The sequence below is a fragment of the Halopseudomonas nanhaiensis genome (assembly GCF_020025155.1).
Classification (GTDB): Bacteria; Pseudomonadota; Gammaproteobacteria; order Pseudomonadales; family Pseudomonadaceae; genus Halopseudomonas; species Halopseudomonas nanhaiensis.
On record NZ_CP073751.1, the window covers coordinates 1,411,029 to 1,425,369 of the forward strand.

Annotated in this window: 17 protein-coding genes; 8 read left to right on the forward strand and 9 right to left on the reverse strand. The window is 55.5% G+C overall.

The genetic code is table 11. The annotated features are described in order from the left end of the window. Positions 1-461 precede the first annotated feature (461 nt). The 3 genes from KEM63_RS06350 to KEM63_RS06360 all read left to right on the forward strand — a co-directional run bounded on the left by KEM63_RS06350 (position 462) and on the right by KEM63_RS06360 (position 3,110). Positions 462-1,289, forward strand: coding sequence for an abortive infection family protein (locus KEM63_RS06350; protein WP_223655349.1), 828 nt, complete (start codon positions 462-464; stop codon positions 1,287-1,289). A gap of 99 nt (positions 1,290-1,388) precedes the next feature. Beyond that, positions 1,389-2,087 (forward strand): hypothetical protein, encoded by a 699-nt coding sequence (locus tag KEM63_RS06355; RefSeq protein WP_223655350.1) that lies wholly within the window; start codon positions 1,389-1,391, stop codon positions 2,085-2,087. Positions 2,088-2,192: 105 nt separating this feature from the next. After that, positions 2,193-3,110 (forward strand): hypothetical protein, encoded by a 918-nt coding sequence (locus tag KEM63_RS06360; RefSeq protein ID WP_223655351.1) that lies wholly within the window; start codon positions 2,193-2,195, stop codon positions 3,108-3,110. A 385-nt stretch (positions 3,111-3,495) separates the two neighbouring features. Here the strand turns inward: KEM63_RS06360 and KEM63_RS06365 are convergent, their stop codons facing one another. Both KEM63_RS06365 and KEM63_RS06370 read right to left on the reverse strand, forming a co-directional pair. After that, positions 3,496-3,744, reverse strand: coding sequence for a DUF3297 family protein (locus KEM63_RS06365; RefSeq protein WP_223655352.1), 249 nt, complete (start codon positions 3,742-3,744; stop codon positions 3,496-3,498). A 165-nt stretch (positions 3,745-3,909) separates the two neighbouring features. Next, positions 3,910-4,263, reverse strand: a complete 354-nt coding sequence (locus tag KEM63_RS06370; RefSeq protein ID WP_223655353.1) for a hypothetical protein — start codon at positions 4,261-4,263, stop codon at positions 3,910-3,912. A gap of 188 nt (positions 4,264-4,451) precedes the next feature. Between KEM63_RS06370 and KEM63_RS06375 the strand changes: the two genes are divergently transcribed. After that, positions 4,452-5,138 carry a transposase gene (locus KEM63_RS06375; RefSeq protein WP_223655354.1) on the forward strand — a complete coding sequence of 229 codons (687 nt, stop codon included), beginning with the start codon at positions 4,452-4,454 and terminating at the stop codon, positions 5,136-5,138. A gap of 54 nt (positions 5,139-5,192) precedes the next feature. Here the strand turns inward: KEM63_RS06375 and KEM63_RS06380 are convergent, their stop codons facing one another. Together KEM63_RS06380 and KEM63_RS06385 are read right to left on the reverse strand one after the other, a co-directional pair. Then, the gene (locus tag KEM63_RS06380) at positions 5,193-5,441 is read right to left on the reverse strand and encodes a DUF3297 family protein (RefSeq protein WP_223655355.1); all 249 of its coding nucleotides are present in this window, start codon (positions 5,439-5,441) and stop codon (positions 5,193-5,195) included. Positions 5,442-5,572: 131 nt separating this feature from the next. Further along, entirely contained in the window at positions 5,573-6,442 is an 870-nt protein-coding gene (locus KEM63_RS06385; protein WP_223655356.1) for an acyl-CoA thioesterase, read from the reverse strand. A gap of 249 nt (positions 6,443-6,691) precedes the next feature. Here KEM63_RS06385 and KEM63_RS06390 point away from each other — a divergent pair, with 249 nt between their 5' ends. After that, positions 6,692-7,780 (forward strand): GGDEF domain-containing protein, encoded by a 1,089-nt coding sequence (locus tag KEM63_RS06390; RefSeq protein WP_223655357.1) that lies wholly within the window; start codon positions 6,692-6,694, stop codon positions 7,778-7,780. A 104-nt stretch (positions 7,781-7,884) separates the two neighbouring features. Here KEM63_RS06390 and KEM63_RS06395 read toward each other — a convergent pair whose 3' ends face one another. The 4 genes from KEM63_RS06395 to KEM63_RS06410 form a co-directional block, all read right to left on the reverse strand. Then, the gene (locus KEM63_RS06395) at positions 7,885-9,117 is read right to left on the reverse strand and encodes a cation:proton antiporter (RefSeq protein ID WP_223655358.1); all 1,233 of its coding nucleotides are present in this window, start codon (positions 9,115-9,117) and stop codon (positions 7,885-7,887) included. 19 nt (positions 9,118-9,136) lie between these two features. Beyond that, positions 9,137-9,475 carry a DUF3140 domain-containing protein gene (locus tag KEM63_RS06400; RefSeq protein WP_223655359.1) on the reverse strand — a complete coding sequence of 113 codons (339 nt, stop codon included), beginning with the start codon at positions 9,473-9,475 and terminating at the stop codon, positions 9,137-9,139. A gap of 243 nt (positions 9,476-9,718) precedes the next feature. Further along, positions 9,719-10,147, reverse strand: a complete 429-nt coding sequence (locus KEM63_RS06405) for a hypothetical protein (RefSeq protein ID WP_223655360.1) — start codon at positions 10,145-10,147, stop codon at positions 9,719-9,721. Positions 10,148-10,456: 309 nt separating this feature from the next. Further along, a complete protein-coding gene (locus KEM63_RS06410; protein WP_223655361.1) occupies positions 10,457-10,807 on the reverse strand; it encodes a DUF4174 domain-containing protein in 351 nt (116 codons plus the stop codon). A 263-nt stretch (positions 10,808-11,070) separates the two neighbouring features. On the opposite strand from KEM63_RS06410, the gene KEM63_RS06415 reads away from it, so the two are divergent. Beyond that, positions 11,071-12,330: a PQQ-dependent sugar dehydrogenase gene (locus KEM63_RS06415; RefSeq protein ID WP_223655362.1), complete on the forward strand. Its 1,260-nt coding sequence runs from the start codon at positions 11,071-11,073 to the stop codon at positions 12,328-12,330. 45 nt (positions 12,331-12,375) lie between these two features. Here the strand turns inward: KEM63_RS06415 and KEM63_RS06420 are convergent, their stop codons facing one another. Beyond that, the gene (locus KEM63_RS06420) at positions 12,376-12,747 is read right to left on the reverse strand and encodes a hypothetical protein (RefSeq protein ID WP_223655363.1); all 372 of its coding nucleotides are present in this window, start codon (positions 12,745-12,747) and stop codon (positions 12,376-12,378) included. Between the two features lie 173 nt (positions 12,748-12,920). Between KEM63_RS06420 and KEM63_RS06425 the strand changes: the two genes are divergently transcribed. Next, positions 12,921-13,100, forward strand: a complete 180-nt coding sequence (locus KEM63_RS06425; protein ID WP_223655364.1) for a DUF6435 family protein — start codon at positions 12,921-12,923, stop codon at positions 13,098-13,100. Between the two features lie 106 nt (positions 13,101-13,206). After that, positions 13,207-14,340, forward strand: coding sequence for a GGDEF domain-containing protein (locus KEM63_RS06430; protein WP_223655365.1), 1,134 nt, complete (start codon positions 13,207-13,209; stop codon positions 14,338-14,340). Position 14,341 lies beyond the last annotated feature (1 nt).

Sequence of the window (14,341 nt, forward strand, 5' to 3'; positions counted from 1 at the left end):
AAGATGCCGTTTAGACCAATGCCAAGCTTTCGGCGTAATATCCGAGGCGTGATCTACCCACTCACAGAAGCGATTCGACGACTGTATGGCAGTAGACCATCCGATGGCGCCTATCCGTTGGGCGCGTTTTACCCAGTTAATGTCAGCTCATCAGTCTGGAATTCGGCTGGAGGAATTTGGTACGTGCCCCAGTCTGAAGCCGACCTCAATGAGAGAAACCCCCGTGAAGAGTCCGTGCTCGCCTTTATGGAGAGTATTTCGTCTGGTGCCGCCGTAGAGCTGCCCAGCGGCGTACTGGTGACCTGGGAAATGATGCCAGCCTCCGACGCAAGTTCGCTGCCAGAGCCTTAGGCATGAGTTCGCATGTAACGATCGCAGCCACAGCGACAGAATTTCCGCTGCCCTACAATTCTGCCCGTGCTGCGGCCGTTAGAGTGCTTGAATATTTTTTGAGTTGACCTATGAGAAAAGAAATTCCGGCTCCAGTGATAGCTGTACTCTCAGAGAATATGCCCGACTTAGAGAGTCACGCGAGCTTAGATAATCTTTTCTCTTATGCAGAGGCGCCGGGCGAGCCACCCGAGGGCTCAAAACCAATAAAAGTCCAAGCATGGCTGCGTCGCGTCAATAAGGAAGCAGAGAGACCCTTAGAGGTTTTAGGGCGCATAATTGAGTGTTACATGGAGCTTCCTGATATAGAGGAAAACTTGCGCTCAATGTATAGCATCCACGCCGCAGACACTAAGAAGGAGTTCAAAAGGAAAATTGAGGCAATATTGTCTCGTTGCAATCTTACATATATTGCGGGCGGCATAATTTCAGATGGCAGCTCAACACCTAGCCGATCATTAGCCGAGTTGATTAAAGGTCGAGATATTCCCTCAATCGATGCTGAATTTACAAGGGCCCTCGCCAATGTTAATTCAGAGCCAAGAGAAGCAGTCTCTGCTGCTTGCAATATATTGGAATCTATATTCAAAACGTACATTACTGATGAAAACCTGGAGATGCCTCAAAAGCAGGATCTTCAGAATGTTTGGAAGGTAGTGCGCTCTGATCTCGGCTTTGAACCGGGACTGCTACAGGATGACGACCTGAAAAGGATTCTCTCTGGTGTGCTATCAGTTGTTGATGGAATTGGCGCCTTCAGAACTCATGCAAGCTCAGCGCACGGGGAAGGTCGGAAAGTCTACAAACTTAAGCCAAGGCATGCGAGGCTCGCAATCCACGCCGCTCACACGATTGCGCTATTTGTCTTGGAGACGTGGGATGAAAGAAAGCGCCGATAAAAACTCTAACAAATGGTTCAAATCGTTCGCTTCGCTCACTGGGATGGGCTAAAGCCCGCCCCTTTCACCAAAAGTTATGGTAAAGAATAAGTATTCCGAATGGCGATCATAGGCTCTACAGATATTTATATTGGGGTACGAAGTCTGCCCAAGAGGCAATTTGAGGAGTACTCCGCCCACTTATTTGATGAGTGGGAAGCCTATGTGGGTCGAGAGTTGCAACTTCCTGATTACTCTTTATCCCTAGTGGTTGAAGAGGGATCAATTAAAGCGGTAGGGCAAATAGCTGCCGCTCTTGGTTTCCTTTATATCGGTATTGGTCAATATGGCTCCTTCATTTCTGGATTACAAGTCATTCATAGCCAAGTACGCACTGTTAGTGGTTATCTCGGAGAACGCGCAGGGGCACCGTTCCAAAGCAGAGCGAATCCAAAGGTAAGGCGAAGTGGTGAGTCACTGTCCCGCCTCCAGATACTATTTGTAAAAGTGCAGCGAGGTGAGTTGTCAGTCGATGAGGCAATGGCAGAGTCAGAGCGCATATTTGGTTCCGAGCTTGATGATTCCATTGCGTTTAAAAGAGAGCTTCAAATATCACTTGAACATGCTCCACTTTTTCTGAAGCAATTAGCGCTACCTTTGGCTGATGCGGACGGAGAAGAAAGATACTTAGACCAAGTGACGAGAAAACCACGATCACCTCAGCCAAAACCGCCTGCGCCTGATCCGGATTTGTATCGTGTTGAAATTAGACGTGAAAGCCGCAGACGAGAGAAGGATGTGCGCATTATTTCTCTTTAGCCCTAACCCTAACAATGCCAGACACAGCGACGGCTTTTTCGTTGCGGCTTCGCCTACACTACAAAGCCGCGCGTGCTGTCGGCGTCAGCAGGCCCAGGAGACGTTGTGCCAATCAAGATAACCTGTCCATTTGACCTTCCGAGCTCACATGTTATCCAAGAAATAGGGTTCCGTGGCGACAATAAAATAGAACCTGAGTTACCGTTCAGGAGGAAAGACTTTCTGGCAGTGGGCACCAGTCTGGAAATTATTCGAGGCGGAAGTGACTACCGTTTTATCGTTGTAAGCGAAAGTTTAAAAACCAACAAAGAGCAGGTAGCCTATCTTGAAAAGGCAGCGGAATTTATTTCCTTCATTATTAATATTGATGAGCATAATCCACACTACGGGAACAATTACGTTAGGATTAATTGGTGCGGTTTCAGCGCAATTCAAGTTGATGATGCCGGACAGCCATTGAACAACGGAATCGGTATATCGGATTCGCTTTCAATTACTTCAAATAGAACAGTAAAGCTTTCCGATGATTTGCCTCTAGTCGGCAGCTACCATGACATTCTGAGATTCTATTTTGATGGATTAAGAGCCGAGCACAAGAAATCAAAGTACTTTCACTGGTTTTTAGTGATAGAGTTCCTGGAAAAAAGCGAGAAGTACAAAAGCATGTTTGGCACAAAAAAGCTGTTCAGCGAATGCGACGAACAGCAACTTAGAGCGCTTGCCAATGGCATGGATTTTAATGTGAAAAAAAGTGCGATATTAGGTTTGTTGTCAAGAACAAAGGATTCAAGAATTGAAAAGCTTGTCTTAATATTGGCGGATTTAGGTATCACGAGCCTATCTAGCTTTGGTAAATCTGAACCTATTTCTGCAAGCACTATCAAGGATGTTGTGGATGGACGTAACGCTTTATTCCATAGCGGAACTAGTTTTCCTGAAGAGGTCCTATGGCGAAACCTTTTTCCATTAGTTACGCTGGTTGCGGAACGAGTATCCCGAGAGCCCATTTGCATTGAGTCCTAAGGTGCTAACAGAAAATTGGGGTCAGTTCAGATGAGGGATAACCGGTTTCGGAAGCCTTCATCTTCCCCGCGATTTGTGAAAAAGAAACTGGCGTCAGATGAACATTAACTCGTCTGGCGCTTTAGGAAAAAGGGGACAGATTTATTTTCCGGCTCATTGAGGGGACGTTGGGCCTGCGTGTGGAGCGCCGTGGGCCTAGTAGGCCCAGCAGAGTAGATAGTAAATCTGCGCCCTTAATCTGAATCCGCTTGTAGCGCTTACTCCACCATTCCTGATCACACCCTCTTGCGCCACCGAAGCGATCACCTGGCCATCCTGGGTATAAAGCAAAAAGGGGTCAGATTGAACTGACCCCTTTTGGTCCTCAAACTCGCGCCAGATGTCTTTAGCTATAAAATGCTTCGACCTTGCCTTTCAGCGTGATCAGCACTGGCTGACCGCGGCGGTCCAATGCCTTGGGGGAAGGGGTTTTTATCCAACCTTCGCTGATGCAGTACTCCTCGACGTTGGTACGCTCTTTGCCGTTCAGCATGATGCCGACATTATGGTCGAAAATCTCTTCGACATAATGTGGACTAAGGGGATTGCTGGACAGCCTGTCCGGTAAAGGAGGCAGCGATTTGGTATCGTTCATGCGGCGGTCCTGAGCTTGAATAGAAAAAAGGGGACAGATTTATTTTTCCGGATCGAATCGCACGAACCTTGCGCCAGTTCATGGCCCCGCTTGCTGTCGAAAGCTGAGCTACCCGCCTCGGCCTAACATAAAACGGACAGATTTATTTTCTCCTACCCGCATTTATTAGGACAGACTAGCAGCGGCCTCCTTTCTCAACTTCCTGTACCAGTAAGTTAAGTAAATTAAATAGCAGAACGGCCCAGCCATGATCACGAATATTAGCGCTTGCGGGAAGAAAACAAGAGGAAGCAGAAAAAGCAGACGATGCTTGAGCATCCTGACAGCGTCACCGAAAAGCGCAAGGTAGGTGAGACCAGTCGGAACGATCCCAATCGCCATCAGCCCCACTAAGACCGGGCTCTTATTGATCTCCTCTACGTATAACCCCGCCACCGGCCCGCCAATTACCGCAAGCGCAGCGCCTACCCAGAGGAACATCAAATAGCGTTTTGCGGTCCCGAGCGAAAAATTGCGCACGCTTAATCCTTTAGTCACCACGTCTAGTCACCACGTCATTTTTCGGTTTTGTAGCTTCTCAAAAAAAGCAGACGGAAAAAAGCGGACCGATTTATTCTGCCTTTTAATAGCACCAGACGTTGCGCCAGTTCACGGCCCCGCTCGCTGTCGAAGGCTAAGCTACCCGCCTCAAGCGAAAGGAGCCGATCATGCCAAGGACAGGCCGACTCGTCATGCCGGGTTATCCGCATCACATCGTTCAGCGAGGCCACAACCGCCAACTGGTCTTCGCCGAGCGAAGCGATTACGAGCACTACCTCTCCAACCTCCGCGAACTGAAGGAACAGTGCGGCATCAAGGTGTTCAGCTACTGCTTGATGACCAACCATGTGCATCTCGTCGTCAGCCCTGACACCGCGGCTGGCCTCGGCGCTTTCATGAAGGGCTTGGCCGCTCGAGCGACACGATACCGGAACAAGCTGAAAGGGCGCTCGGGTACGCTTTGGGAGTGGCGGTATAAGTCCAGCGTGGTAGATAGCGAAGAGTATCTCCTCGCCTGCAGCCGTTACATCGAACTGAACCCGGTACGAGCACGTATGGTTGCTCTTGCCGGTGACTATGAGTGGTCCAGCTTTCAACAGCGTGTTGGAGCAAAGCCGGAGTGGCTGGATAGCAGTCCGTGCTTTACCTCGTTGGGTTCTACGGCAGCCGAGGCTCGTTCAAAGTACGGCATTTTTGTGGAAGGCGGGATACCCGACGCGGAATACGAGCTGATCCGACAAGCAGTACAACGCAACCAACTGACCGGTTCTGGGAAGTTCGTGGACGCGATCGAGGCGACGCTGGGCCTGCGTGTTGAGCGCCGTGGTCCTGGTAGGCCAAAGAGAGAAAAATAAATCTGTCCCCTTTTGGTCGACCCCTTTTGGTCCTCAGACTCGCGCCAGATGTCTTTAGCTATAAAATGCTTCGACCTTGCCTTTCAGCGTGATCAGCACTGGCTGACCGCGGCGGTCCAATGCCTTGGGGGAAGGGGTTTTTATCCAACCTTCGCTGATGCAGTACTCCTCGACGTTGGTACGCTCTTTGCCGTTCAGCATGATGCCGACATTATGGTCGAAAATCTCTTCGACATAATGTGGACTACGGGGATTGCTGGACAGCCTGTCCGGTAAAGGAGGCAGCGATTTCGTATCGTTCATGCGGCGGTCCTGAGCTTGAATAAAGGTGGCTATTTTAGAGAGTAAAGAACTGGCGCTCAAGAAGACCGGCGCTGAAGTGTTTTGGGGTGTAGCTATTCAATTCATGTTGGCAGTTCTGTCGTTTTTAGCCCTTACTCCACCATTCTGATCAAACCCTCTTGCGCCACCGAAGCGATCAGCTGGCCATCCTGCGTATAGATGCTGCCTCGGTTGAGTCCGCGCGAGGCGCCGGACCAGGGGCTATCCATAACGTATAGCATCCAGTCCTCGGTTCGGATTTCAGTGGCGTGAAACCAGATGGCGTGGTCGATGCTGGCGGAGCGAATCTGGGGGTCGCGCCAGGTCACGCCGTGAGGCCGCATGCAGGTACTGAGCAGGGACAGATCGGACGCGTAGGCCAGGGTGGCTCGTTGCAATGGCGCGTTATTCCCTATCGACTCACGGCTGCGGAACCACATGCTCTGCTGGTCGGTCGGCTCGACGGTCAGGAAGTTGGCCTCCCCGTTAACCGGCCGGACCTCGAAAGGGCGCTCCCGGCTCAGCATGGGGTGGAGCTTCTCAGGAAGCTGGTCGGCGTGCGCCTGGGCGAGCTCTCGCTCATTCGGCAAGCCCTCCGGGCCCCGTTTCTCTGGCATCGGTTGCTGGTGGGCCAGGCCCGGCTCGGGCGCTTGGAACGACGCCGTCAGGCTGAAGATCGGCTTGTCGTTCTGCCGGGCGACCACCCGCCGGTTGCTGAAGCTGCGGCCGTCCAGGTCGGCGAAGACCTCATAGTGTATCGGCAAGGCGCTGTCGCCCGGGCGCATGAAATAGTTGTGGGCGGAATGCACCTGTTTGTCAGGGGCCACCGTGTTGGAGGCTGCCATGAGCGCCTGGGCCAGCACTTCGCCGCCAAAGATGCGGCCGCGATCGCCCTCAAGGCGGTGCCCGATGAAGTGGGTCTCGTCGATCCGGTCCACGTCCAACAGGTCGGACAGCAAGCTCTTCTGTTTCGGTTCGTTCATGAGGTGAGGTTCTCGTGCCAATTTGGAAGCGCTTCCGGCGGAGCGGAACCTTAGCACAGCCACATGCGCTGATCAGCGTCTACATTTGTCCAACTGAGCAATTGGGGTCAGATGATATTTCTCAAATCCCCGGTTCGGACGTTCGCTTCGTCAACTGGCGTCCTTCCAGGCACTGTTGCGACGCATACCATGCAAGGATACGATGGCCGGTGATGGCAGGATGATGCTCGATTCAAGGACGATGCGTACATGGATGCACGAGGTGTGGAGGAGGGACCCCGCTCGCAGTTTTGGCTGATGAGCATGCGCTGCTGCCTCATGGCAGGCAGTGTGGATATCGCGTTTTTCTTTATCTTCCACTATCTGGGCTCGCCTATTCTGGCATGGGTCAACGTGGCGAGCGTCGCCATGTATGCCGTTGCCTATTTTGCGCTCAAGCGCCGGCGTAACCGATTGGCAGTGCTCCTGATCTGGTTGGAAGTGTTGGGACACTCGGCGTTGGGCACCTTGTTGGTGGGGTGGCACAGCGGCTTTCATTACTATCTTCTAATGTTCATACCCGCCCTCTTTGCAGGCACGCGATCCGTGCGCTGGGCCGGCATTTCGGTTTTCTGCCTTTGGCTGTTCTATATTGCGCTCAGCTTTACCATGCGCGTGGTTGACCCTATCCAGCCGATCCCGGCGAATGCGCTCGCCGGTTTGCATCTTTTCAATTTGACTGTTGTGTTCATCATGTTCAGTTACCTCTCGGTGTACTACATGATGACGGTCAAACAGGCGCATCGGGTCCTTCGTCGTATGGCTACCACGGATCCGCTTACACGGCTTTTCAACCGTCGACACATGATCGAGCTGGCGGCCCGGGATATTTCCGGCAACGACCGGCACAGTCCGCAACTGGCTATCCTGCTGATGGACGTGGATCACTTCAAACAGCTGAATGATCGCTTCGGGCATGATCTCGGCGATCGTGTCCTGTGCGAACTCAGCAGTGTCATCAAGGACGCTGTGCGTGAGAAGGACTATGTCGGCCGCTGGGGAGGGGAGGAGTTTTTGGCTGTGTTACCTGACAGCGACTCCAGTCAGGCAGGAATGATTGCCGAGCGGGTCAGAGCGGCTGTGGACGAATTCGATTGGTCCCGGCTCGGCCTGGACACTGCGGTAACCCTCAGCATTGGTGTCAGTCATCTCGTCCCTGGCGAGAGCTTCAACGAATGCGTTGCCCGAGCTGATTCAGCTTTGTATATCAGTAAGGACAGCGGTCGAAATCGAGTGTCGATTGCAAGCTGCATTGAGCTCAGTAGCAAGTCCGATTATGCAGCTAGTTCAGCTGTTTAAGCATCAACGGGGTCAGATGAGCGTTAATTGATCCATAACGTTCATCCGACCCCCTTGCCCCAGAGCGCGCATGCTGCTCAAGACTAGGAGTATTCGCTTGATCTTCAGCGGGCCGGTTCTTCTGGTTCCGCCTGACCGCCGCCTTGCTTCTCCTCAGCTTCAGCCTCCGCATCATTGGCTATCCGCTTCCCGGCAAATCGCGTGATCAGCGGCCCCACAAGGCAGGTTACGAAGATGACGATGATGATCGCGTCAACAGTTGTTGCACTGATTAGCTCTGCTTGCAGTGCGGTGACCGCCACCGCGAGCGTCGCGGCTGCCTGTGGCAGCGCGAGCGATGCCATGACGATTCGGGCGGTCGGGCGGTAGCCGAACCACCAGCCAGTCGCCCAGGCCGCGGCAAACTTTGCGAACAGGATTGCGAGCAGCAGCATTCCGGCCTCCCGCCACGCTTCGCTGCCGCCGAGCAGCACGTCGAGCTCGAGGCGCATGCCGGTTGAGAGGAAGAAGAACGGGATGAACAGCACCTGACCCGCGAAGCGGACGTGCTCCAGTAACGGCGGCTGTGACTTCAACGACCGATTCAGGCAAAGACCGGCAAGGAACGCCCCCAGGATATTCTTGGTGCCTATCAGTTCAGCAGCCATCGACAGCACGAACAACACTGCCAGCACCGCGAGTGCCTTATCCGCACGGTGCGCCCACGGGCGCTCAAAAAACCAGTGACTGCTGCGTGGCAGAACAAACAGGGCCACAGCAACCAGTGCGACGAGCAGTATAAGCGGCAGGTAGCCGCCAGGCCCTTTCGTGTCGCCGCCGGCCACCTGTAGCACGACGACCAGCAACACCAGTGCGAGCGTGTCGGTCAGTAATGTGCCGCCGATGGTCGCCACAATCGGGCGGTGATGCATGAGCTTTTGCCGTTTGATGATCGGATAGCCGAGCAAGGTGTGCGACGACAACGCCGCCCCGATCAACAACGCACCGGCCCAGCCGCTGCCGAATACGAGGCCGACCCCGACCGCTGATACCATCGAAAGGATGAATGTCGTCAGTCCGAACCCGATCGCTTCAGCCTTGTGATGGCGGACCACCTCAAGATCGATCTCGATGCCGGCGAGGAACATGATGTAGACGAGCCCGACGGTGCCGAGCAGCCCGACCACCGGCTCGCGGGGCACGAGCTCAAAGCCGCCGGGGCCTACCAGCATGCCGATCACCAGCAGCCCGACCAGCGCCGGGATGCTCAGCCGCTGGAAGAGCAGGTGCACCAACAGCACCCCGACCGCCAATACGGTTAACTGCAGCATCGGGTCGGCGATAGGCAGTTCGATCATCAGTGAATGCTCCGATGCTTTATGACTTCAGCGGATCGTGTCCCCAGTTCATCAGGGAATAGCGCCAGGCACTGGTTTTTACATCCTTGTCCGGGCCACCTTGCGCCAGATGCCTGTTGATATAACCCACCACCTTGGCCATATGCGCCCATTGGTCATCAGTCAGATCGTCCTTGTTGGTTCGCTTGATCTCCACAATGCGTTTACCCGACTTGTGCCCGGTGGACTCGCCACTGTCTGCGTCGCCCACGGATTTGCTTTCGTCAGTCTCCAGCCAACGTTCGAGCTCGGCCGGTGCCATGTTCACCAGCGCCTTCCACTCCTGCCAGATATCGTCTCGTGATTTGTCCGAAGCCAATTCAGATCCTCCCGGTCGTTTGCCTGATGTCAGCGTAGACCAAAGGTGTCTGCTGCCGCGCTGACCAGTCTGTCGGACCCGTCGCTGGTCCGTAGCGACACGTGTGGCTGAGGAGTTATGAAGGCAGAGGTTCGTGCGAGGTATGGCGAGAGGTTGGATAGGGGAGGCGGGCGAGAGTGGCACTGAGCTGAAGCGAAGCTGCGCCGACCCCATGGGTTCCAGGCGCAGCCCCGTGCGAACCGATCAATCGAAGGAGTACTTCCCCTCGATCTTGTTCTTCTCGGTCACGTAAGCCAGGTTATCGATCTGGCCGGTGGTCAACTTGTCGTCGAGATCAGCAATTTCCCTCTCCATGTCGCGCTTGAGCTTGTGCTTGGTGATGTCGTAGTTGATGGCTTTCGAACCCTCATAACCGCTGACCGGATCCCACAGAATCGAGAGGGGCCAGAACAACAGATTGACTACGCCATACCCTGGCTCGCGCGCATAAAAAGACCCGCCGCCGGGCAGAATGCCAAGCACTGCACCAGTACCCGGGTTCTTTTCTTCGACCAGTACTCGCTCGGACTTCATGGCCTGATACTCACGCTCCTGCATCGAGTTCAGTCCGGTGGCGCAACCGCTCATGATCGACACCGCCAGTGCCAGCCCTGCTACCTTTCCTAGATTCATGCCTACTGCTCCTTAAGATGGCTATTGCGATAGCCTTGTAATAGGCCCGGCCAACTGGCACGCGCGCTATGCAGCGCCATACCGCGCGGTATTCGAGCGATGGGCATAGCAGACGTCGATGGGAATGGTTGTACGCAATCCGTGCGACTGAGGGCGTGCTGTTCCTGCTGGGCACTGAATCTTACTATCGCCGAAGTACAAGGCCAAACCACTTTCGTATGCCGATGTGATTGGTGCCCGAAAAGAAGCGAGCGATCGATTGGCGCGACTACCGGGGTGCGGAGCAGGGCAGCCTGGTTCTACCCTGACTTACTCCCGCATCTCGTTCCGGCGCATGGGCATGGCGTCGATGTCCGCGAACAGCGCCTCCAGATCGACCTGCTCCAGCCGATTTTTTACGCCGCCATCCTTGCCAATCAGGATCACCTGGCCGGGCTCGAGCCGGTAGGTTTCCAGCGTATTGGCCTTCAGTTCCGGCGCTATTGAGCCCGGGTAGTTGGTCCTGGTTTCAGAGCCATCGAACACCAACCAGATGAGATCGCGATCAGTAATGCCGGGTGCATTGTCTTCGAGCAGCGCTGCTGCCTTCTCTGCGTCGCCAACGTCATGAACCACGATGATCCGGTTTTGCCATTGCAGGCTGGAAAGGTCTGTCAGCATGGGATCCTCGCTGCTTTGCGCGCAGAGACTGAACAGGAGAAGAAGGAGGGCGATGTACCGCATAGGTTGATCTCCAGGTACTTGGCATAGACCCTTTTGGGTCGCACTTAATCGGCCCGAACATACTGATACATCAAAAGTAACCATACACAGGGTATGGAAAGTGGACCAATGTGAACCGAACGCTAATATCGTAGCAGTCACTGTGCGATCACACTTCGGCCGCCATGGCGGAACAATGGATCAACCATTCAGGAGCACTCATGGTCCCCTTCAGACATTCGCTCATCTTTCTCGCTACCGTTGGACTGTTGACGGCCTGCGACAATTCGGCAACCGCAGACGACACTGATCAGCCCTCTGCACCGTCCAACTCGGCCGAGGTTGCTCCGGCAGCGTCGTCTAACAGTGCCGATACCGAATCTGCTCAAACAACGGCGGCATCGGAACAGGACGAGGCGGAATCAACCGATTCCGGTACGCCGTTTTCCGTCAGCGAGGTGACGCGGTTCGAGCAACCCTGGGCCATGACATTCCTGCCCGACGGTCGACTGCTGGTGACGGAGATGGCCGGCAACCTGCGTCTGCACGATCTCGATAAAGACGAAACCGGCAGCATCGAGGGTGTGCCCGACGTGGTGCACGAAGGGCAGGGTGGCCTGGGTGATGTGCTCCTGCATCCGCAATACAAGGACAATCAGCAGATCTATATCAGCTATGTCGAGGCTGGAGACGGTGGTACCGGCGCTGCGGTCGCCCGGGCTCGGCTGGCATTGGACGACAACGGTGGCGGCGAGCTTGAGGATCTGGAGGTGATCTGGCGGCAAACGCCGAAGGTGGATGGCGATGGCCATTTCAGCCACCGCCTTGCCTTTGATGATGAAGGCATGCTCTGGATCAGCTCCGGCGAGCGCCAGAAGTTCGACCCGGCTCAGGACATGGACGGCAACCTGGGCAAGATGATCAGACTGAACGCCGACGGCAGCGTACCTGACGGGAACCCCTTTACCGATCAGGGTGACGTGGCCGCCCAGGTCTGGTCGCTTGGGCACCGTAACATTCTCGGCATGGCATTTGATGATGAAGACAGGTTGTGGGTGGCTGAGATGGGGCCGGAGGGCGGCGATGAGCTGAACCTGATCGAAAAAGGCGCCAACTACGGTTACCCGATCGTATCCAATGGCGAGCATTATGACGGCCGGGACATCCCCGATCACGATACCCGGCCGGAGTTCAAGGCACCCCTCATCACCTGGACGCCGGTGATTTCACCGGCAGGCTTCATCATCTACGACGGCGAGCTGTTCCCGGAATGGAAGGGTAGCGGCTTTATCGGCGGCCTCTCATCCAAGGGGCTGGTGCGTATCGAGTTTGATGGAGAAAACGCCCGGGAGGCGGAGCGCTATGATCTGGACCGTCGTGTACGCGAGGTTGAGCAGGGTCCGGACGGCGCTGTTTGGGTGTTGGAGGATGGCAGGCGTGGAGGCGACGGCACCCTGTTGAAGCTGACGCCGAAGGAGTAGATCGGTTGCAGAGCCAGCGTATTGCTGGCTCTGCTGCGCCTGGCGTTACAACTCCAGATATTCAGCGATCAGAAAGGCTTCACCCCGGCCTTCGTGAGCACCGAAGTAGCTGACCGGCTCGCGCTCACCGTTTTCGATAAGGCCCACCTCACAATCAATGCCGTGTTGCTTGGCCAGGCCATTGAACAGGTCCACCGGGAAGTTCAGGTGAATGTTCTTGCTCACAGGTTGGCTGATGCCCAGTTCCCACTCGGCGCAGTCTTCACTGTCACAGGCGTTGATCAGGGTGACATCGTTCGCGGCATTGGCCTCGGCATACGCCTGCAAGGCTGCCTGCAATTCGGGCAGGCTCTGGCGTAGTTTCTTTTCCCGCTTTTCTTCCAGGCGGTCACAGGCAACAAGAAAGTAGACAAGCATCTGAAGTATCCGGTTTGGCGGCAACACCCAGCCCGTTGCCGATCAATGAAGGTTGCCGCCAGTTTACCTGCTTACGCCGTGCGAGGGTGCCGCAACGTGACTCGTTACATATCCCGGCGTGCGAACTGGCGGGCATTCCGTAGACTGATCAAACACTCTTCCTGAGAGAACCCATGATGTTTGGCCTATTCAAGAGCGACCCGGCAAAGAAGCTGCGCAAGCAGTACAACGCCAAGCTGGAAGCCGCCATGCAGGCGCAGCGTAACGGTGATATTCGCACGTACTCCATGCTCACTCAGGAGGCCGATACGCTGTGGAAGCAGCTGGAGCCGCTGGAGAAACAGAAGGGCTGATCAGCCAGTCCAGGTTAGCTGATTTCGAGGGCTTGCCCGCGCTCTGCCGTCCGGCCGCACAATGCGTTATTCTGGCGTCACAATAAAAACGGCCTTGGTATTTCCAGTGCGCAAACTGCTTTCTCACTTCTCTGCCACCGGTGTGGCGGTCGAGTCCGCTGCCTTGCGAAGGCAGATCGTGCTGAGCAACCAGGTGGGCATGCTCGGCGCGGCGGCCACGCTCCCATATCAGCTGTTCTATGCCCTGCAGGGCCTGTCAGTGTATTGGGGCGTGTTCAGCTTCAATGTGCTGTTCATCTCGCTGTATCTGCTGGTGGTGTGGCTGAACCATCGCGGCCACTACGCGTTGGCGCGCAACCTGGTGCTGGTCAACGCCTGCGCGCAGGTGTTCGTGGTGACTGTCTTCATCAGTTCGGCGGCTGGCGTGCATCTGTTCTATTTCACGGTCGGTGCTATTCTCGCGCTGGTCTATCGGCACATGAGCGCGGTGCGCTTCTGGCTTCAATCTGTCGTTATCGCTGTGCTGTTCATCCTCGCTCACTTCGTGTTTACCGCTGAGCGCGCGTTGTCTCCGGTGCCTTCACCCTTCGTCGACGTGATGTTTGGCGGCAGCGTGCTGGGGGTGCTGACGCTCTCCGCGGTGTTCTCCTTCATGTTCCGACGCGAGATCGACCACGCCGAAAGGGAGCTGATGCAGAACAATCGCACGCTGGAGACGCTGAGCTGCACCGATACGCTCACGGGTTTGCCGAATCGGCGCAAGTTCGATGAGACGCTGATCTGCGAATGGGGCCGTGCCCGGCGCAACGCGCAACCGCTGTCGTTGATCATGTGCGATGTGGATCATTTCAAGCTCTACAACGATACGCTCGGCCACCAGGCGGGGGATCTCTGCCTGCAACGGGTCGCCGCTGCACTGGCCAGTGCAGTGGAGCGCCCGGCGGACCTCGTGGCCCGCTACGGGGGCGAAGAGTTTGCGGTGATACTGCCGGAAACCGACGCGCGCGGCGCTCAGGCCGTTGCTGAAAGCCTGCGCCAGGCGGTCAATGCGTTACAGCTGCCGCATGTGCCAGAGCATGGCGCTGCCTGTCTGAGCGTGAGCTTCGGAGTCTCGACGGCACCGGCAGAGCTCGCTGCCGGCAGCGCGGAGTCGCTGCTGCGACGGGCAGACGCGGCGCTCTACATGGCGAAGGACATGGGCCGCAATCGCGTGCACCATCTGTCATTCGTGGACGACTGAC

Coding starts and splice junctions, on each gene's coding strand:
- KEM63_RS06350 (WP_223655349.1), top strand. CDS start 462: ATGAGAAAAGAAATTCCGGCTCCAGTGATAGCTGTACTCTCAGAGAAT.
- KEM63_RS06355 (WP_223655350.1), top strand. CDS start 1,389: ATGGCGATCATAGGCTCTACAGATATTTATATTGGGGTACGAAGTCTG.
- KEM63_RS06365 (WP_223655352.1), bottom strand. CDS start 3,744: ATGAACGATACCAAATCGCTGCCTCCTTTACCGGACAGGCTGTCCAGC.
- KEM63_RS06375 (WP_223655354.1), top strand. CDS start 4,452: ATGCCAAGGACAGGCCGACTCGTCATGCCGGGTTATCCGCATCACATC.
- KEM63_RS06380 (WP_223655355.1), bottom strand. CDS start 5,441: ATGAACGATACGAAATCGCTGCCTCCTTTACCGGACAGGCTGTCCAGC.
- KEM63_RS06385 (WP_223655356.1), bottom strand. CDS start 6,442: ATGAACGAACCGAAACAGAAGAGCTTGCTGTCCGACCTGTTGGACGTG.
- KEM63_RS06390 (WP_223655357.1), top strand. CDS start 6,692: ATGGATGCACGAGGTGTGGAGGAGGGACCCCGCTCGCAGTTTTGGCTG.
- KEM63_RS06395 (WP_223655358.1), bottom strand. CDS start 9,117: ATGATCGAACTGCCTATCGCCGACCCGATGCTGCAGTTAACCGTATTG.
- KEM63_RS06405 (WP_223655360.1), bottom strand. CDS start 10,147: ATGAATCTAGGAAAGGTAGCAGGGCTGGCACTGGCGGTGTCGATCATG.
- KEM63_RS06410 (WP_223655361.1), bottom strand. CDS start 10,807: ATGCTGACAGACCTTTCCAGCCTGCAATGGCAAAACCGGATCATCGTG.
- KEM63_RS06415 (WP_223655362.1), top strand. CDS start 11,071: ATGGTCCCCTTCAGACATTCGCTCATCTTTCTCGCTACCGTTGGACTG.
- KEM63_RS06420 (WP_223655363.1), bottom strand. CDS start 12,747: ATGCTTGTCTACTTTCTTGTTGCCTGTGACCGCCTGGAAGAAAAGCGG.
- KEM63_RS06425 (WP_223655364.1), top strand. CDS start 12,921: ATGATGTTTGGCCTATTCAAGAGCGACCCGGCAAAGAAGCTGCGCAAG.